The sequence below is a fragment of the Roseobacter sp. YIN89 genome (assembly GCF_057219365.1).
On sequence record NZ_JBXVVD010000001.1, the window covers coordinates 140,235 to 154,819 of the forward strand.

The window sequence follows — 14,585 nt, forward strand, 5'->3', positions numbered from 1 at the left end:
GACAAAAAGCGATGAAAACGATCCTGACGGTCTTGTCAGCCATTTTGATGGCGACCTCTGCACTGGCGAGTGAAAATGCGCCCTATGCCGGCCTTGAAGCGCGGGATATCGCGACGCTGTCTGACAAGGATGTTGATGATCTGCTGGCCGGGCGCGGCTGGGGATTTGCACTGGCGGCGGAGTTGAACGGCTATCCCGGTCCTGCGCATGTCTTGGAACTGGCGGACGAACTGGCGTTGACCGACAGCCAGCAAGCCGAGGTGCAGGCAATATTTGATGCAATGAATGCCCGCGCGCGCGCTTTGGGTGCGGAATATGTTGCCGCCGAGGCCGCCGTTTCACGTGCCTTTGGCACCGGAGAGGTTGACGCCGAAACACTTGCGGCGCTGATCGCTGCCTCGGGTGCCATCGAAGCGGATTTGCGGCGTGTGCATCTGGAGGCGCATCTGCAGGTCAAGCCGCTGATGACGCGGCATCAGACGATGCTGTACAACCGCGCGCGCGGCTATGATGACGCAAGCGGGGGGCATGGCGGCGGGGGGCACAGCCATGACTGAGCAAACTTTGAACGGCCGCTGCCTGTGCGGCGCCGTGACCGTGACGGTCAAGACCGAAAACCCGCGGTTGCGGGCGTGCCACTGTGACATGTGCCGCCAGCACACCAGCGGGATGTTCATTTCGGTCGATACGATGCCCGGCACTTTGACGGTCGAGGGCCCGGCGCAAAGTTTTCGGTCGTCGGACTGGGCCGAGCGGGGCTTTTGCGGCACCTGCGGGTCGACGCTCTGGTACGGCACTCTACATGACGAGATGCGGCATCCGGCGGCGGGCCTTTTTGACAATGCGGCCGGTGGCGAGATGAAGATGGAATTTTTTGCCGACCAGTGCCCGCAGGGCTATGCGCTGAAAGGCGCGCACCGAAAACTGTCTACCGAAGAGACCATTGCGATGTTTACGGAGGCCGATCATGACGGATGATGCCGCCCGCGACGCGGTGATCGGACCTTACCGGCGTTCCGGCGAGATGTCGGGGCGGTGCCTGTGTGGTGACGTGCGCATCGAGATCGACGGCGACTACATCGCGGCCATCGGCGCATGTCATTGCATCATGTGTCAGCGCTGGACCGGGATGGTGTTCGGGTCTTTCGTCGCTGATGTAAACGCAGTGACGGTTACCGGCCCCGTGAAAAGCCACGCGTCCTCGTCCTTTTCCGAGCGCGGGTTTTGCGAGACCTGCGGCAGTGCGATCTGGCTGAAGCCCACGGATCCGGATGATCCGGAGATCGAGCTGTTTCCCGGCAGTTTCAAGGAGGCGGCGGATTTTGCGCTGATCTCTGAAATCTATACCGACCTTGCACCGACCTATGCCTGTCTGGCGGGTGAACACCGCCGCAAGACGCGGGCCGAGGTGCAAGAGGCCCACCCATTCGTTGAAGGAGACAACTGATGACCAAGTATGATGACGCCTGGGTCGCGCAGGAAGAAGCCAAGCGCGCTTATATGGCTGAGAACGGTCTGTATTCGCCCGAGGAAGAGCATTCTTCCTGCGGGGTTGGCCTTGTGGTTTCCATTGACGGCAAGCCGAGCCGGCAGGTTGTCGATAACGGCATCGCGGCGCTGAAAGCGATCTGGCACCGGGGTGCTGTGGATGCTGACGGCAAGACAGGTGACGGCGCCGGCATTCACGTGCAGATTCCGGCCAATTTCTTTTACGATCAGGTGCGGCGTACCGGTCACCAGCCCAAGGCCGATCTGTTGATGGCGGTTGGTCAGGTGTTTCTGCCGCGTACGGATTTTGCGGCACAAGAGACCTGCCGGACCATTGTCGAGACCGAAGTGCTGCGGATGGGATACTACATCTACGGCTGGCGGCATGTGCCGGTGAATGTTGCGGTGCTGGGGGAGAAGGCGAATGCCACCCGCCCCGAGATCGAGCAGATTCTGATTTCGAATATTAAGGGCGTTGACGAAGAGACATTCGAGCGCGAGCTTTACGTGATACGGCGTCGTATCGAAAAGGCGGCCGCGCGGGCGCAGGTGCCGTCGCTTTATATCGCGTCGTTGTCCTGCCGTTCGATCATCTACAAGGGCATGATGCTCGCCGAGCAGGTGGCGGAGTTCTATCCTGACCTGCAGGACGAGCGCTTTGAGAGCGCCTTTGCGATCTATCACCAGCGATATTCGACCAACACCTTCCCGCAGTGGTGGCTGGCGCAGCCGTTCCGCATGCTGGCGCATAACGGCGAGATCAATACGCTGAAAGGCAACCTGAACTGGATGAAGAGCCACGAGATCCGCATGGCGTCGTCGACCTTTGGGGATATGGCCGAAGATATCAAGCCGATCGTGCCGCAGGGATCATCGGACAGTGCTGCACTGGATTCGGTGTTCGAGGTGCTGGTGCGTGCGGGGCGCAATGCACCGATGGCCAAGACGATGCTGGTGCCTGAAAGCTGGTCCAAGCAGGCGGTCGAACTGCCCGAAGCGTGGCGTGACATGTACTCGTACTGCAACTCGGTGATGGAGCCGTGGGACGGTCCGGCGGCGCTGGCGATGACGGACGGGCGCTGGGTCTGCGCGGGGCTCGACCGCAATGGTCTGCGCCCGATGCGTTACGTCGTGACGGGCGATGGCATGCTGATCGCGGGCTCGGAGGCGGGTATGGTGCCGCTCAACGAGGCAAATGTCGTCGAAAAGGGCGCACTTGGCCCCGGTCAGTTGCTTGCCGTGGACATGGCCGAAGGCCAGCTGTTCCATGATACCGAGATCAAGGACAAACTGGCTGCCAGCCAGCCGTTTGGCGACTGGGTTGGCAAGATCAATGATCTGGATAGCGCGCTTTCCGGTGTCACCGAAAAGCCGTTGTTTGCGGGCGATGAACTGCGCCGTCGTCAGGTGGCTGCCGGTTACAGCATCGAGGAACTGGAACAGATCCTCGCGCCGATGGCAGAGGACGGCAAGGAGGCGCTCGCCTCGATGGGCGACGACACGCCCTCTGCGGTCTTGTCGGGGAAATATCGCCCGCTCAGCCATTTTTTCCGGCAGAACTTCAGTCAGGTGACCAACCCGCCCATCGACAGCTTGCGCGAATTCCGGGTGATGAGCCTGAAAACACGCTTTGGCAACCTCAAGAACGTGCTGGATGAGGACAGCAGCCAGACCGAGATCATCACACTGGACAGCCCGTTTATCGGCAACGCGCAATTCGAGGCGCTGACCGAGCATTTCAATGCCGATCTGGTCGAGATCGACTGCACCTTTGCGCCCGGCATGGGGAACCTGAGCAAAGGGCTTGCCCGCATCCGCGCAGAGGCCGAGGATGCGGTGCGCTCTGGCGCGGGTCACATCGTGCTGACCGACCACATGAGCGGGCCCGAAAAGGTCGGGATGCCGATGATCCTTGCCACGTCGGCGGTTCACAGCCATCTGGTGCGCAACGGGCTGCGGACGTTTACCTCGCTGAATGTGCGCTCGGCCGAATGTATAGACCCGCATTACTTTGCTGTGCTGATCGGTGCCGGTGCGACGGTGGTCAACGCCTATCTCGCCGAAGACAGCCTTGCGGACCGGATTGATCGCGGCTTGCTGGAGGGATCGCTTACCGAAGCAGTTGCGCGCTATCGCCACGCAATCGATCAGGGCCTTTTGAAGATCATGGCCAAGATGGGCATCTCTGTTGTCTCTTCCTATCGCGGCGGACTGAACTTTGAAGCCGTTGGTCTGAGCCGTGCCATGTGTGCCGAGTATTTCCCCGGCATGACCAGCCGCATCAGCGGCATTGGTGTCTGGGGCATTCAACACAAGGTCGAAGACGTACACGCACAGGGCTGGAGCGGACCGACCACGGTTATGCCCATTGGCGGGTTCTACAAGGCGCGGAAATCCGGCGAGACCCACGCGTGGGAAGCCACGTCGATGCACATGATGCAGATGGCCTGTAACCGCGCGTCCTACGCCATCTGGAAGCAGTATTCTGCGAAGATGCAGAGCAATCCGCCGATCCATCTGCGTGATCTGCTGGACATCAAGCCCATCGGCGCGCCGGTGCCGATCGAAGAGGTGGAGAGCATCACCTCCATACGCAAGCGTTTTGTGACGCCGGGCATGAGCCTTGGTGCCCTGAGTCCGGAGGCGCACAAGACACTGAACGTGGCGATGAACCGGATCGGCGCGAAGTCTGACAGTGGCGAAGGCGGAGAAGACCCCGCGCATTTCGTACCCGAACCCAATGGCGACAACCCCTCGGCCAAGATCAAGCAGGTGGCGTCGGGCCGTTTCGGTGTCACAGCCGAGTACCTGAACCAGTGCGAGGAACTGGAGATCAAGGTCGCGCAGGGCGCCAAGCCCGGCGAGGGCGGGCAGTTGCCCGGCATGAAGGTCACGGACCTGATTGCCCGGTTACGCCATTCAACCAAGGGCGTGACGCTGATCTCGCCTCCGCCGCACCATGATATCTATTCGATCGAAGACCTTGCACAGTTGATCTATGACCTCAAGCAGATCAACCCGCGCTGCAAGGTTACGGTGAAGCTGGTGGCGTCGTCCGGCGTTGGCACCATTGCGGCAGGGGTCGCGAAAGCCAAGGCTGATATCATTCTGATCTCGGGGCACAACGGTGGTACCGGTGCCTCGCCAGCCACGTCGATCAAATACGCGGGTCTGCCGTGGGAGATGGGGCTGACGGAGGCGCATCAGGTTCTGTCGATGAACAACCTGCGCGAGCGGGTGACCTTGCGGACGGACGGCGGCCTGCGCACCGGGCGCGACATCGTGATGGCCGCAATGCTGGGGGCCGAGGAATACGGTATCGGTACCGCCGCGCTGATCGCTATGGGGTGCATCATGGTGCGCCAGTGCCAGTCCAACACATGCCCGGTCGGCGTATGTACGCAGGACGAATCCTTGCGTGAAAAATTCACCGGGAATGCGGACAAGGTGGTGAACCTGATTACCTTCTATGCCACCGAGGTTCGCGAGATCCTTGCGTCGATCGGGGCGCGCAGCCTTGATGATGTCATCGGGCGGGCGGATTTGCTGGCGCAGGTGAGCCGCGGGTCGGCACATCTTGATGATCTGGACCTTAACCCGTTGCTGATCACCGTGGATGGCGCCAAGGACATCGTTTACGACCGTGACCGCAAGCGGAACAAGGTGCCGAACACGCTGGATGCTGAAATCGTGCGTGATGCCAAGCGGTTCCTCGAAGATGGCGAGAAGATGCAGCTGAGCTATGCGGTGCAGAACACCCACCGCACGGTCGGCACGCGCACGTCGAGCCATATCGTCAAGCAGTTCGGCATGCGCAACACGCTGCAACCTGACCATTTGACGGTCAAACTGTCGGGATCGGCTGGCCAGTCGCTGGGTGCCTTTGCGGCACCGGGTCTGAAGCTGGAGGTATCGGGCGACGCCAATGACTATGTGGGCAAGGGACTTTCCGGTGGCCGGATCGTTGTGCGACCGCCTATGGCGTCTCCGATCAAGGCGCAGGAGAACACCATCATTGGCAATACGGTACTGTATGGTGCAACCGACGGCTATCTCTTTGCCGCCGGGCGCGCCGGCGAGCGGTTTGCCGTGCGCAACTCGGGTGCGAAAGTGGTCATCGAGGGTTGCGGGTCTAACGGGTGCGAGTACATGACCGGTGGCGTGGCGGTGATCCTCGGGGATATCGGGGCCAATTTTGGCGCAGGCATGACCGGCGGCATGGCGTATCTGTATGACCCTGAAGGGCGTGCGTCGGCGCTGATGAACATGGAGACGCTGGTGACCTGCCCGGTCTCTGTCGATCACTGGCTGGGTCAGCTGGAAGAGTTGCTGGAGATGCACCTGAAGGAAACCGGCAGCCGCGTGGCAGCGGATATCCTTCAGCACTGGGATCTGGAGAAGAACAACTTTATTCAGGTTTGCCCCAAGGAGATGTTGGACAAGCTGCCGGTGCCGCTGGGCATCGAAGATACGGCGGTTCCGGCGCAATAGCGCGTGATCCGGTTGCGGCGAGCCGCAACCGGAGCCTCCGGCGGGAGTTTATCCGGCAAGATGAAAGAGCGCGCAGCGCTTCACATGGCGGGCGCCTGCGCCTAGTTTGGCAGAATGGCAAAGAAGAAAACGCGTAAAGCGAGCAGTCGGTCAAAAAAGCGTAATCAGGCGCCGCGGATTTTTGTCCGGCGGGTCGTTCGGTCTATCGGGCTGGGGGTGTTGGCGATTGTGGCAGTGTTCAGTGTGCTGATGTTTTTGGGGCGGTTTGTTGCGCCATGGACCACGCCGTATATGTTTGCAGAAAGCCGCCGGCTGGGCGGCGTTGAATATGACTGGACGCCGCTGGACGAGATTGCACCAGTCATGGCGCGGTCGGCAGTGGCGGCCGAGGATGCCGATTTTTGCGAGCATTGGGGGTTTGACCTTGGCGCGATCAGGGAAGCCATCGAAGACGGCGGCGCGCGGGGGGCCTCGACCATCAGCCAGCAGGTGGTGAAGAACCTCTATCTCTGGCAGGGGCGCACCTACACGCGCAAGGCGCTTGAGGCCGTGTTGACGCCGGGTCTGGAGGCGATCTGGACCAAGCAGCGGATCGTCGAGGTGTATCTCAACATCGCTGAATTTGATGAGGGGGTCTTTGGCGTGGAAGCGGCGGCCCGGCACTACTTTGGTGTGGGAGCGTCCGCGTTGAGCGCAACGCAGGCGGCGCGGCTTGCGGCGATCCTGCCGGATCCCAAGGGGCGGTCGGCGGCGCGGCCGTCTGATTTTGTTGTAAGGCGGGCGCGCGGGATCGCCGACGGGGCGGCATTGATCCGCAAAGACGGCCGTGCAGCGTGTTTCGAGAGTTGAATCCGTTGCCGGTTGCAGGCATTGAGGACTGAACCGGATATCCTTTGGGAAAGCTGATGGCGCGATTGTTTCATGTTCCTCTTTCACCGTTCTGCCGCAAGGTGCGTCTGAGCCTTGCGGAAAAGAAGATCGAGGTGGAACTGGTCGAGGAGCGGTATTGGGAGGAAGACCCTGATTTCATGCGGCGCAATCCGGCCGGCAAGGTGCCTGTGTTGCGGCTGGACGGCGTGGTCATGTCTGAAAGCGCGGCGATTTGCGAATACATTGAGGAAACGCGGCCTGATCCGGCGCTGATGCCGACAGATCCGGTTGCGCGTCAGGAGGTTCGGCGTCTGGTCGGATGGTTTGACGACAAGTTCCATCACGAGGTGACATCCAAGCTGCTGTACGAGCGGGTGAACAAGAAGGTGATGAAGCTGGGGTATCCGGACAGCGGTAACGTCAAGGCGGGTGCCAAGGCGATCAAGTATCACCTCGACTACATGGCATGGTTGCTGGATCACCGGCGGTGGTTGGCGGGTGACGTGATGACGCTTGCCGATTTTGCTGCAGCGGCACATCTGAGCGCTTTGGATTATATTTCCGATGTGGACTGGAACCGATCTGACGTGGTCAAGGATTGGTACGCCAAGATCAAGTCGCGCCCGGCGTTCCGGTCGATACTGGCCGATCAGGTGCCCGGTTTCCCGCCGCCTAAGCATTACAATGACCTCGACTTCTGAGGGAAAGAAGGGGCTGTCTGCCGCTTCAAATTCCCCCGGGGATATTTCAGGGTCGAAGAACGCGGCAGAGTCCCTGAAAGAGCGACTGGTGGCGCAGGCTGATGCCGCGGGGTTTGTCGCCTGTCGGGTGTGCCGGCCAGAGTCTGTTCCGGATGTGGCAGAGCGTTTGCAGGATTTTGTTGCGGCCGGATATCACGGGCAGATGGGCTGGATGGCCGAGCGTATGGAGTGGCGCGGCGACCCGCACGCTTTGTGGCCTGATGCACGATCTGTGATCATGCTGGCGGAAAGCTACACACCGGAACACGATCCTCTGGCCGTTCTGGAGGTGCCGGATCGCGCGGCAATTTCAGTCTATGCGCAGGGCCGTGATTACCATGATGTTGTAAAGAAACGGCTGAAACGGCTTGCGCGCTGGCTGATTGCAGAAGCGGGCGCAGACACGCAAGTAAAGGTTTTCGTGGATACGGCGCCCGTGCCGGAAAAGCCGTTGGCAGAGGCCGCAGGTTTGGGATGGCAGGGAAAGCACACCAACCTTGTGAGCCGGAGTTGGGGAAACTGGGCCTTTCTGGGCGCAATTTTCACAACTTTGGAATTGCCGGCCGATGCCGCGGAAGAGGATCACTGCGGGTCGTGTCGGGCGTGTCTGGATATCTGCCCGACGGACGCCTTTCCGGCACCTTACCAGCTCGACGCGCGGCTGTGCATTTCCTACCTGACCATAGAGCACGACGGGCCGGTCCCCGAAGCGTTGCGGCCCAAGCTGGGCAATCGCATCTACGGCTGTGATGATTGTCTGGCCGTTTGCCCGTGGAACAAGTTTGCGCAACAGGCGCGTGATATGCGGCTGACCGCGCGGCCTGAGTTGCAGGCACCCGAACTGGCAGCCCTTGCTGCTTTGTCGGACGCAGATTTCCGCCAGCTGTTTTCCAGATCAGCCGTCAAACGAATTGGCCGGGACAGGTTCGTGCGTAATGTGCTTTACGCGATCGGGAATTCGGCTATGCCGGAATTGTCTGCGCATGCCGCCCCTTTGCTGCAGGATCCGGACCCGGTTGTGGCGGATGCCGCACGGTGGGCGGTGACGCAATTGGCGCAAGTGCGGACGTAAACAGGACGGACCTGCACCCGATAGGACTGGGACAAGGCGCGGACAACGAGAGGGCCGGGTATGGCGATCCTGCTAGGAGTAGATACGGGCGGCACATATACAGACGCCGTTCTGGTAGAAGATGACCGGCGTGTCATCGCGTCGGCAAAGGCGCTGACCACGCGGCACGATCTTGCACAGGGTGTCGGCGCGGCGGTGCGTGCTGTCATCGCGCAGTCGTCTGTAGCACCCGATGAGATTGCGATGGCGTCGCTGTCGACCACTTTGGCAACGAATGCGCTGGTTGAGGGGCAGGGCGGGCGCATTGCGCTTGTTGCCTGCGGGTTTCGCGCGCGCGATCTGGAAGCACATGGTCTGATTGACGCGCTCAAGCAGGATCCGCATGTCGTGCTGTCCGGGGGACATGACCACGCGGGTGCGGAGGCGGCACCTCTGGATCTGGCGGCATTGCGCGATTTTCTGGAAGGGCCCGGCCAGACAGTAAGTGCCTTTGCGGTGGCCGGGCAGTTCGCCACGCGCAATCCGGCGCATGAACTTGCCGTGGCGGATTTGATCGCCGAAGTGAGTGGTCGGCCGGTGTCAATGTCGCACCAGTTGTCGGCGCGGCTGGGCGGGCCGAAACGTGCGATGACTGCTCTGTTGAACGCGCGGTTGATCGGCATGATTGAACAGTTGATCCGGCGCACCGAGGAAACACTGCGGGCGCAGGCGATTGCGGCACCGCTGATGGTTGTCCGTGGCGATGGTGCCTTGATTTCGACCGAGCAGGCGCGTGCTGCGCCTATCGAGACGATCCTCAGTGGGCCGGCAGCGTCTTTGGTGGGGGCACGGTGGTTGACCGGTGCGCGTGACGCGCTGGTCAGCGACATTGGCGGCACGACGACGGATATTGCTGTTTTACGCGAGGGCATGCCCGCAATTGACCCTGAAGGTGCCCGTGTGGGACCGTATCGCACGATGGTCGAGGCGGTGGCGATGCGGACCACTGGATTGGGTGGCGACAGCGAGGTAGCTGTCAAGGTTGAGGGATTGGCGGGCGGTGTGACCCTCGGGCCGCGTCGGGTTGTGCCAGTGTCCCTGCTGGCAGCCGAAGCACCGGAGGTCGTACATGCGGCATTGGAAAGCCAGCAGCGCAGCGCCACGGCAGGCGAGTATGATGCGCGGTTTGTCAGAGCGGTCGAGGGTGTATCTGCTGATGGGCTGGGGACACGGGATGCGGCTGTTCTGGCGCGGATCGGCAATGAGGTTCGGCCGTTGAGTGATGTGATCCGGACCCGGATGGAGACCGGGTCGGTCGCGCGGCTGGTCGCGCGCGGGTTGGTGCAGGTTGCGGGGATCACGCCGTCCGATGCCAGCCATGTGCTTGGCCGCGCCTCTGCGTGGGATGCGGAGGCGGCGGGCAAGGCTTTGGCATTGGTTGCGCGCAAACGGACCGGATCGGGGGATCGTCTGGCTGCATCCGCAGAAGGTCTTGCCACGATGATTATCGAGCAGCTGCGCATGCAGACAGCGGTGGCGTTGCTGGAGGTTGCTTTTGACGAGGACGCGGCGGATTTCGGCGATCGTCCGAGTGTGCTGGCGCGTCATCCCCTGGTGCACCGCGGTCTTGCAGGGCATCGCGGCATGCTGAGGATGGACATCGGTCTGGATTGGCCGGTAGTGGGCCTTGGGGCCTCGGCGCCGACATATTATCCGGCGGTCGGGCGTATGATCGGGGCCGAGATGGTATTGCCCGAACACGCCGGGGTCGCAAATGCGATTGGTGCCGTTGTGGGGCAGGTTATCATGCGGCGCGAGGGCAGTGTGACAGCGCCGTCCGAGGGGCGATTTCGGGTGCACTTTGCGTCCGGTCCGCAGGACTTTTCAGATTTGCCGACGGCGTTGGACAGTCTGGAGCGTGTTTTGCGGGATGACGCGCGCACGGCTGCGCAGGCCGCGGGCGCGGTGGATATTGCGGTGACTGTCGCGCGAGACATCCGGCAAGCCCAGACCGAGGCCCGCGAGGTGTTTATCGAGGCGCGCCTGCGGGTCGAGGCCGCAGGGCGCCCGCGGGTGGCGCAGACCACGGACCTGCCGGTTTAGGACACCCGTCGCAATTCGTCGGCGGGTACACCTCCTGCCGACGAGGTCTCGCCGATATTGAACGAGGATGTGATCCGCCCAAGCGAGGCGACTTGGTTCACGAGAGTTTGCGTCGCTGCATTGGTTTCTTCGAACATCGCGGCATTTTTCTGAGTGACGTCATCAAGATTGCTGATGGAGGCGGTGATCTCTGAAATCCCGCCTGATTGCTCTTCGGCAGCGGCGGCGATGCTCTCGACCATTGTGACCACCTCTGACACAAAACCCTCGATCTCAGACAGGGCGTCACTGGTGCGCGTCACCAGAACAACCCCTTGTTCAACCTGTCCGGTTGACGTGGAGATAAGCTGGGCGATCTGGGTCGCTGCCTCGGACGAGCGTTGCGCCAGTGCGCGGACCTCGGATGCGACAACGGCAAAGCCGCGGCCTGCTTCGCCGGCGCGGGCGGCTTCCACGCCTGCGTTCAACGCCAGAAGATTGGTCTGAAAGGCGATGTCCTCAATGACGGAGGTGATTTTGGAGATTTCGCTGGAACTGGTGGATATCTCGTTCATGGCGTGACGCGCGTCGTTCATCACTTTGGTACCGTCAACAGCTTTGGTCTTGGTGTTTTCGACAACGCTGCGCGTATTGTGGGCGATATCTGCCGTTGATTTGACGGATGCCGACATCTCGGTGATGGCGGCTGCCGTCTCTTCCAATGCGGCTGCCTGCCCTTCGGTGCGTTTGCTGAGGTCATCGGACGCCTTTGAGATTTCGGTGGTGCCGTTTTCCAGTTCAATGCAGGCCTCGACCACGGAACGGACGCTGTTGCTCAACCTGTCAAGTGCGATGTTGAAATCGAGGCGCAAGGGTTCGAAATCTGCTGAAAACTCTTCTGTAATTGTCTGGCTGAGATCACCCTTGGCCAGATAGGCCAGCCCTTGACGCAGCTTTTTGACGGCGCGGATGCGTGGTGTGATATCGCTGGCATATTTGACAATGCGGATCGGCTGCCCCTTGGGCCCGAAAATCGGATTATAGGTGGCCTGAAGCCAAACATCCGAACCATCCTTGTGGCGCCGCCGGAATTCGCCGATATGGAAGTCGCCCTTGCGCAGCTTGTCCCAGTGGCTTTCGTAGGTTTCCGTATGCGCCTCGCCGTCAGGCATGAATATACTGTGATGCTTGCCGATCACCTCGTCGCGTGTGTAGCCGACCGCCGCAAGAAAGATGTCGTTTGCCTCTCTGATAGTACCATCAAGCTCGAACTCGATGACCCCTTGAACACGTCCGATAATGTTGGTCAGGTCGATTGCGCGTTCGCGCTTGGTAACGTCAGTAGCTACCTTGACGACCTTGATCTGCTCGCCCAATGCGTTGTGGACGGGGCAATAGGTCGACTGCAGCCAGATTTCCGACCCCTGTTTGTCAAAACGCTTGAAGGCCCCGGCCTGCAGGTTGCCGGTCGCAATCTCATTCCAGAACGCGCGGTACTTTTCTGTATTGGCATAGTCGGGATGCACGAACATCGAGTGATGCTTCCCGATCACCTCGTCGCGGCTATATCCCATCGTTTCGAGGAATTTGTTGTTTGCGTCCAGAATGTTGCCTTTGAGGTCGAACACAACTTTTGCCTGTGCTTCGGATACGGCATCAAACTGATCCAGTATGTCACGTGTTGAGGTGTATGTGCTGGTGACATCCCGGGCGATCTTGGCAACTTTTTCAATTGCGCCGTCGGCTTTCCTGATCGGCACGTAGGTTGCCTGCAGCCACACAAGATCACCCGATTTCGCACGGCGCGGGACAGTTTCGGAAACCAGCCCGTCGCCATGGATCGCTTTGAAGAATGCGTCATCTGCGGCGGTGTGCCGGATGCTTTCATGCACCAGAATGCCATGATCAACGCCAGCGATCTCGTCCAGTGTGTAGCCGAGCGTGTCGCAAAATATCCGGTTCGCTGCGATGAGCTTTGCATCCGGATCAAACCACGCGATCGCATGCGTTTCGTTCAGGGCCGCAACGAACGCGCTGTCTGATGACAGGTCAGAATCCTGTTTGTCCGTATCCCTTGCAAAAAAGCGCATCGTAGCCTCCTACTCGATTGCGCTTTTTATGCATCCGCCCGGTTAATATCTGCTTTAAGCTTGCAGGAAACGGCCCGCGTTTACTCTGCCGCCTGCGTCGCGCCGTCGTCCCGTTTCGGGAGCACCCAACCGGCGCGTGGAAAGTGGCAGGTGTAGCCGTTTGGGAAACGCTCCAGGTAATCCTGATGTTCCGGCTCGGCCTCCCAGAAAGCACTTACGGGCTCCAGCTCTGTCACGACTTTACCGGGCCACAGCCCTGACGCTTCGACGTCCGCGATGGTGTCCTCGGCAATCTGTTTTTGCGCCTCGTCAACGTAGTAGATTGCAGAGCGATAGCTCAGCCCCACGTCATTGCCCTGACGGTTCAGCGTTGTCGGATCGTGGATTTGAAAGAAAAGCTCTAGCAGGTCCCTGTAGCTTACGCGGTCGGGATCGAAAATAATCTCGATACCCTCTGCGTGCGTGCCGTGATTGCGGTAAGTGGCATTGGGCACATCGCCGCCCGTATATCCCACCCGTGTTGCGATCACTCCGTCGCGTTTGCGGATAAGGTCCTGCATGCCCCAAAAGCATCCGCCTGCCAGTACTGCGCGTTCGTTGCTCATGCTACGTCCTCCACCTGATCGATGTATTCAGCATACCCTTCAGCTTCCATGTCGTCACGGTGGATAAAGTGCAAGGACGCCGAGTTGATGCAATAGCGCAGACCACCCTGGTCACGGGGACCATCGGGAAAGACATGGCCAAGGTGGCTGTCACCATGTGCCGAGCGGACTTCGGTGCGCACCATCCCAAGGCTGGTATCCCGCAATTCGGTCACGTGGGCAGGTTCTATCGGCTTGGTAAAGCTGGGCCAGCCGCAGCCGCTGTCATACTTGTCAGCGGACGCGAAAAGCGGCTCGCCAGACACGATGTCGACGTAGATGCCGGGTTCCTTGTTATAAAGCAGTTTGCCGGTGCCGGGGCGCTCTGTCGCGTTTTGCTGGGTAACGCGGTATTCCTCTGGCGAGAGGCGCGCGATGGCCTCTTGAGACTTTTCATATTTTGGCATTTGAAACTCCTCGCTCTGTTCCTTTCATACATGGGGGAAACTGAGCGAAAGAAAAGACCTGTTGTTCAGCAGATGACGGTCCCGTGAACCTGCGGGTTTTCCGTCAGGTATTTTTGAAAAGACACTTGCGACGCCTATATCTCAGAGCATCTGATCAGGAGAACGGCATGACACGGCTTGTATCGATGGTTATTGCAGCGGTTTTGGGCGCGAACGCCGCTTGGGCGGAAAGTTTCGCCTCCATTGACGGGGGTACGCTTGACCTGTCCGATTGGTCGGGGCAGCCCGTGCTGGTTGTGAATACGGCGTCCCAGTGCGGATTTACCGGACAGTACGAAGGGCTTCAGACGCTTTACGATACGTATCGGGAAGCAGGGCTGGTTGTCTTGGCCGTGCCGTCAGACGACTTTAACCAAGAACTGGCGAGCGCCGAGGAGGTCAAGGAGTTCTGCGAGATCACCTTTGGTCTGGATATGCCGATGACGGATATTACCCGCGTCAAAGGTCGCAACGCACACCCGTTCTACAAGGACGTGCGGGCGCAGACCGGATTTGTACCACGGTGGAATTTCAACAAGGTTCTGGTGGGTCCGGACGGTGATGTAGTTCAGACTTGGGGGTCGCGGACCAAGCCGATGTCACCTGCCATCACCTCTGAGGTTGAGCGCTTGCTCGACGCGCAGCCGAAAGGCTAGGCTGTTCCCACCACAAGGGGGGGATCG

The 14,585-nt window shown here is 60.3% G+C and carries 12 protein-coding genes; 9 read left to right on the plus strand and 3 right to left on the minus strand.

The window, feature by feature from the left end; translation table 11 throughout:
• Positions 1–11: 11 nt before the first annotated feature.
• The 8 genes from AC2D8V_RS00675 to AC2D8V_RS00710 all read left to right on the plus strand — a co-directional run bounded on the left by AC2D8V_RS00675 (position 12) and on the right by AC2D8V_RS00710 (position 10,743).
• On the plus strand, positions 12–557 hold the full coding sequence (locus tag AC2D8V_RS00675) for a periplasmic heavy metal sensor (protein ID WP_484731584.1): 546 nt from the start codon (positions 12–14) through the stop codon (positions 555–557).
• The gene (locus tag AC2D8V_RS00680) at positions 550–978 is read left to right on the plus strand and encodes a GFA family protein (RefSeq protein ID WP_484731585.1); all 429 of its coding nucleotides are present in this window, start codon (positions 550–552) and stop codon (positions 976–978) included. Before AC2D8V_RS00675 ends, AC2D8V_RS00680 begins: the two co-directional genes overlap by 8 nt.
• Positions 968–1,447 carry a GFA family protein gene (locus AC2D8V_RS00685; protein ID WP_484731586.1) on the plus strand — a complete coding sequence of 160 codons (480 nt, stop codon included), beginning with the start codon at positions 968–970 and terminating at the stop codon, positions 1,445–1,447. Before AC2D8V_RS00680 ends, AC2D8V_RS00685 begins: the two co-directional genes overlap by 11 nt.
• Positions 1,447–5,979 (plus strand): glutamate synthase large subunit, encoded by a 4,533-nt coding sequence (gene gltB, locus AC2D8V_RS00690; protein ID WP_484731587.1) that lies wholly within the window; start codon positions 1,447–1,449, stop codon positions 5,977–5,979. The genes AC2D8V_RS00685 and gltB overlap by 1 nt, the downstream gene beginning before the upstream one ends.
• A gap of 114 nt (positions 5,980–6,093) precedes the next feature.
• Complete coding sequence (mtgA, locus tag AC2D8V_RS00695) at positions 6,094–6,828, plus strand: monofunctional biosynthetic peptidoglycan transglycosylase (protein ID WP_484731588.1); 735 nt, start codon at positions 6,094–6,096, stop codon at positions 6,826–6,828.
• Positions 6,829–6,884: 56 nt separating this feature from the next.
• The gene (gene fzlA / locus AC2D8V_RS00700; RefSeq protein ID WP_484731589.1) at positions 6,885–7,550 is read left to right on the plus strand and encodes an FtsZ-binding protein FzlA; all 666 of its coding nucleotides are present in this window, start codon (positions 6,885–6,887) and stop codon (positions 7,548–7,550) included.
• Entirely contained in the window at positions 7,534–8,661 is a 1,128-nt protein-coding gene (queG, locus tag AC2D8V_RS00705) for a tRNA epoxyqueuosine(34) reductase QueG (RefSeq protein WP_484731590.1), read from the plus strand. Before fzlA ends, queG begins: the two co-directional genes overlap by 17 nt.
• 60 nt (positions 8,662–8,721) lie before the next feature.
• Positions 8,722–10,743: a hydantoinase/oxoprolinase N-terminal domain-containing protein gene (locus AC2D8V_RS00710; RefSeq protein ID WP_484731591.1), complete on the plus strand. Its 2,022-nt coding sequence runs from the start codon at positions 8,722–8,724 to the stop codon at positions 10,741–10,743.
• On the opposite strand, the gene AC2D8V_RS00715 is transcribed toward AC2D8V_RS00710, so the two are convergent.
• The 3 genes from AC2D8V_RS00715 to msrB form a co-directional block, all read right to left on the minus strand.
• Positions 10,740–12,812 (minus strand): methyl-accepting chemotaxis protein, encoded by a 2,073-nt coding sequence (locus AC2D8V_RS00715; protein ID WP_484731592.1) that lies wholly within the window; start codon positions 12,810–12,812, stop codon positions 10,740–10,742. The genes AC2D8V_RS00710 and AC2D8V_RS00715 overlap by 4 nt on opposite strands.
• An 80-nt stretch (positions 12,813–12,892) precedes the next feature.
• Positions 12,893–13,417 carry a peptide-methionine (S)-S-oxide reductase MsrA gene (msrA, locus tag AC2D8V_RS00720; RefSeq protein ID WP_484731593.1) on the minus strand — a complete coding sequence of 175 codons (525 nt, stop codon included), beginning with the start codon at positions 13,415–13,417 and terminating at the stop codon, positions 12,893–12,895.
• Positions 13,414–13,863 (minus strand): peptide-methionine (R)-S-oxide reductase MsrB, encoded by a 450-nt coding sequence (gene msrB / locus AC2D8V_RS00725; protein WP_484731594.1) that lies wholly within the window; start codon positions 13,861–13,863, stop codon positions 13,414–13,416. Before msrB ends, msrA begins: the two co-directional genes overlap by 4 nt.
• Before the next feature lie 167 nt (positions 13,864–14,030).
• Between msrB and AC2D8V_RS00730 the strand changes: the two genes are divergently transcribed.
• Positions 14,031–14,558, plus strand: coding sequence for a glutathione peroxidase (locus AC2D8V_RS00730; protein WP_484731595.1), 528 nt, complete (start codon positions 14,031–14,033; stop codon positions 14,556–14,558).
• Positions 14,559–14,585: the final 27 nt, after the last annotated feature.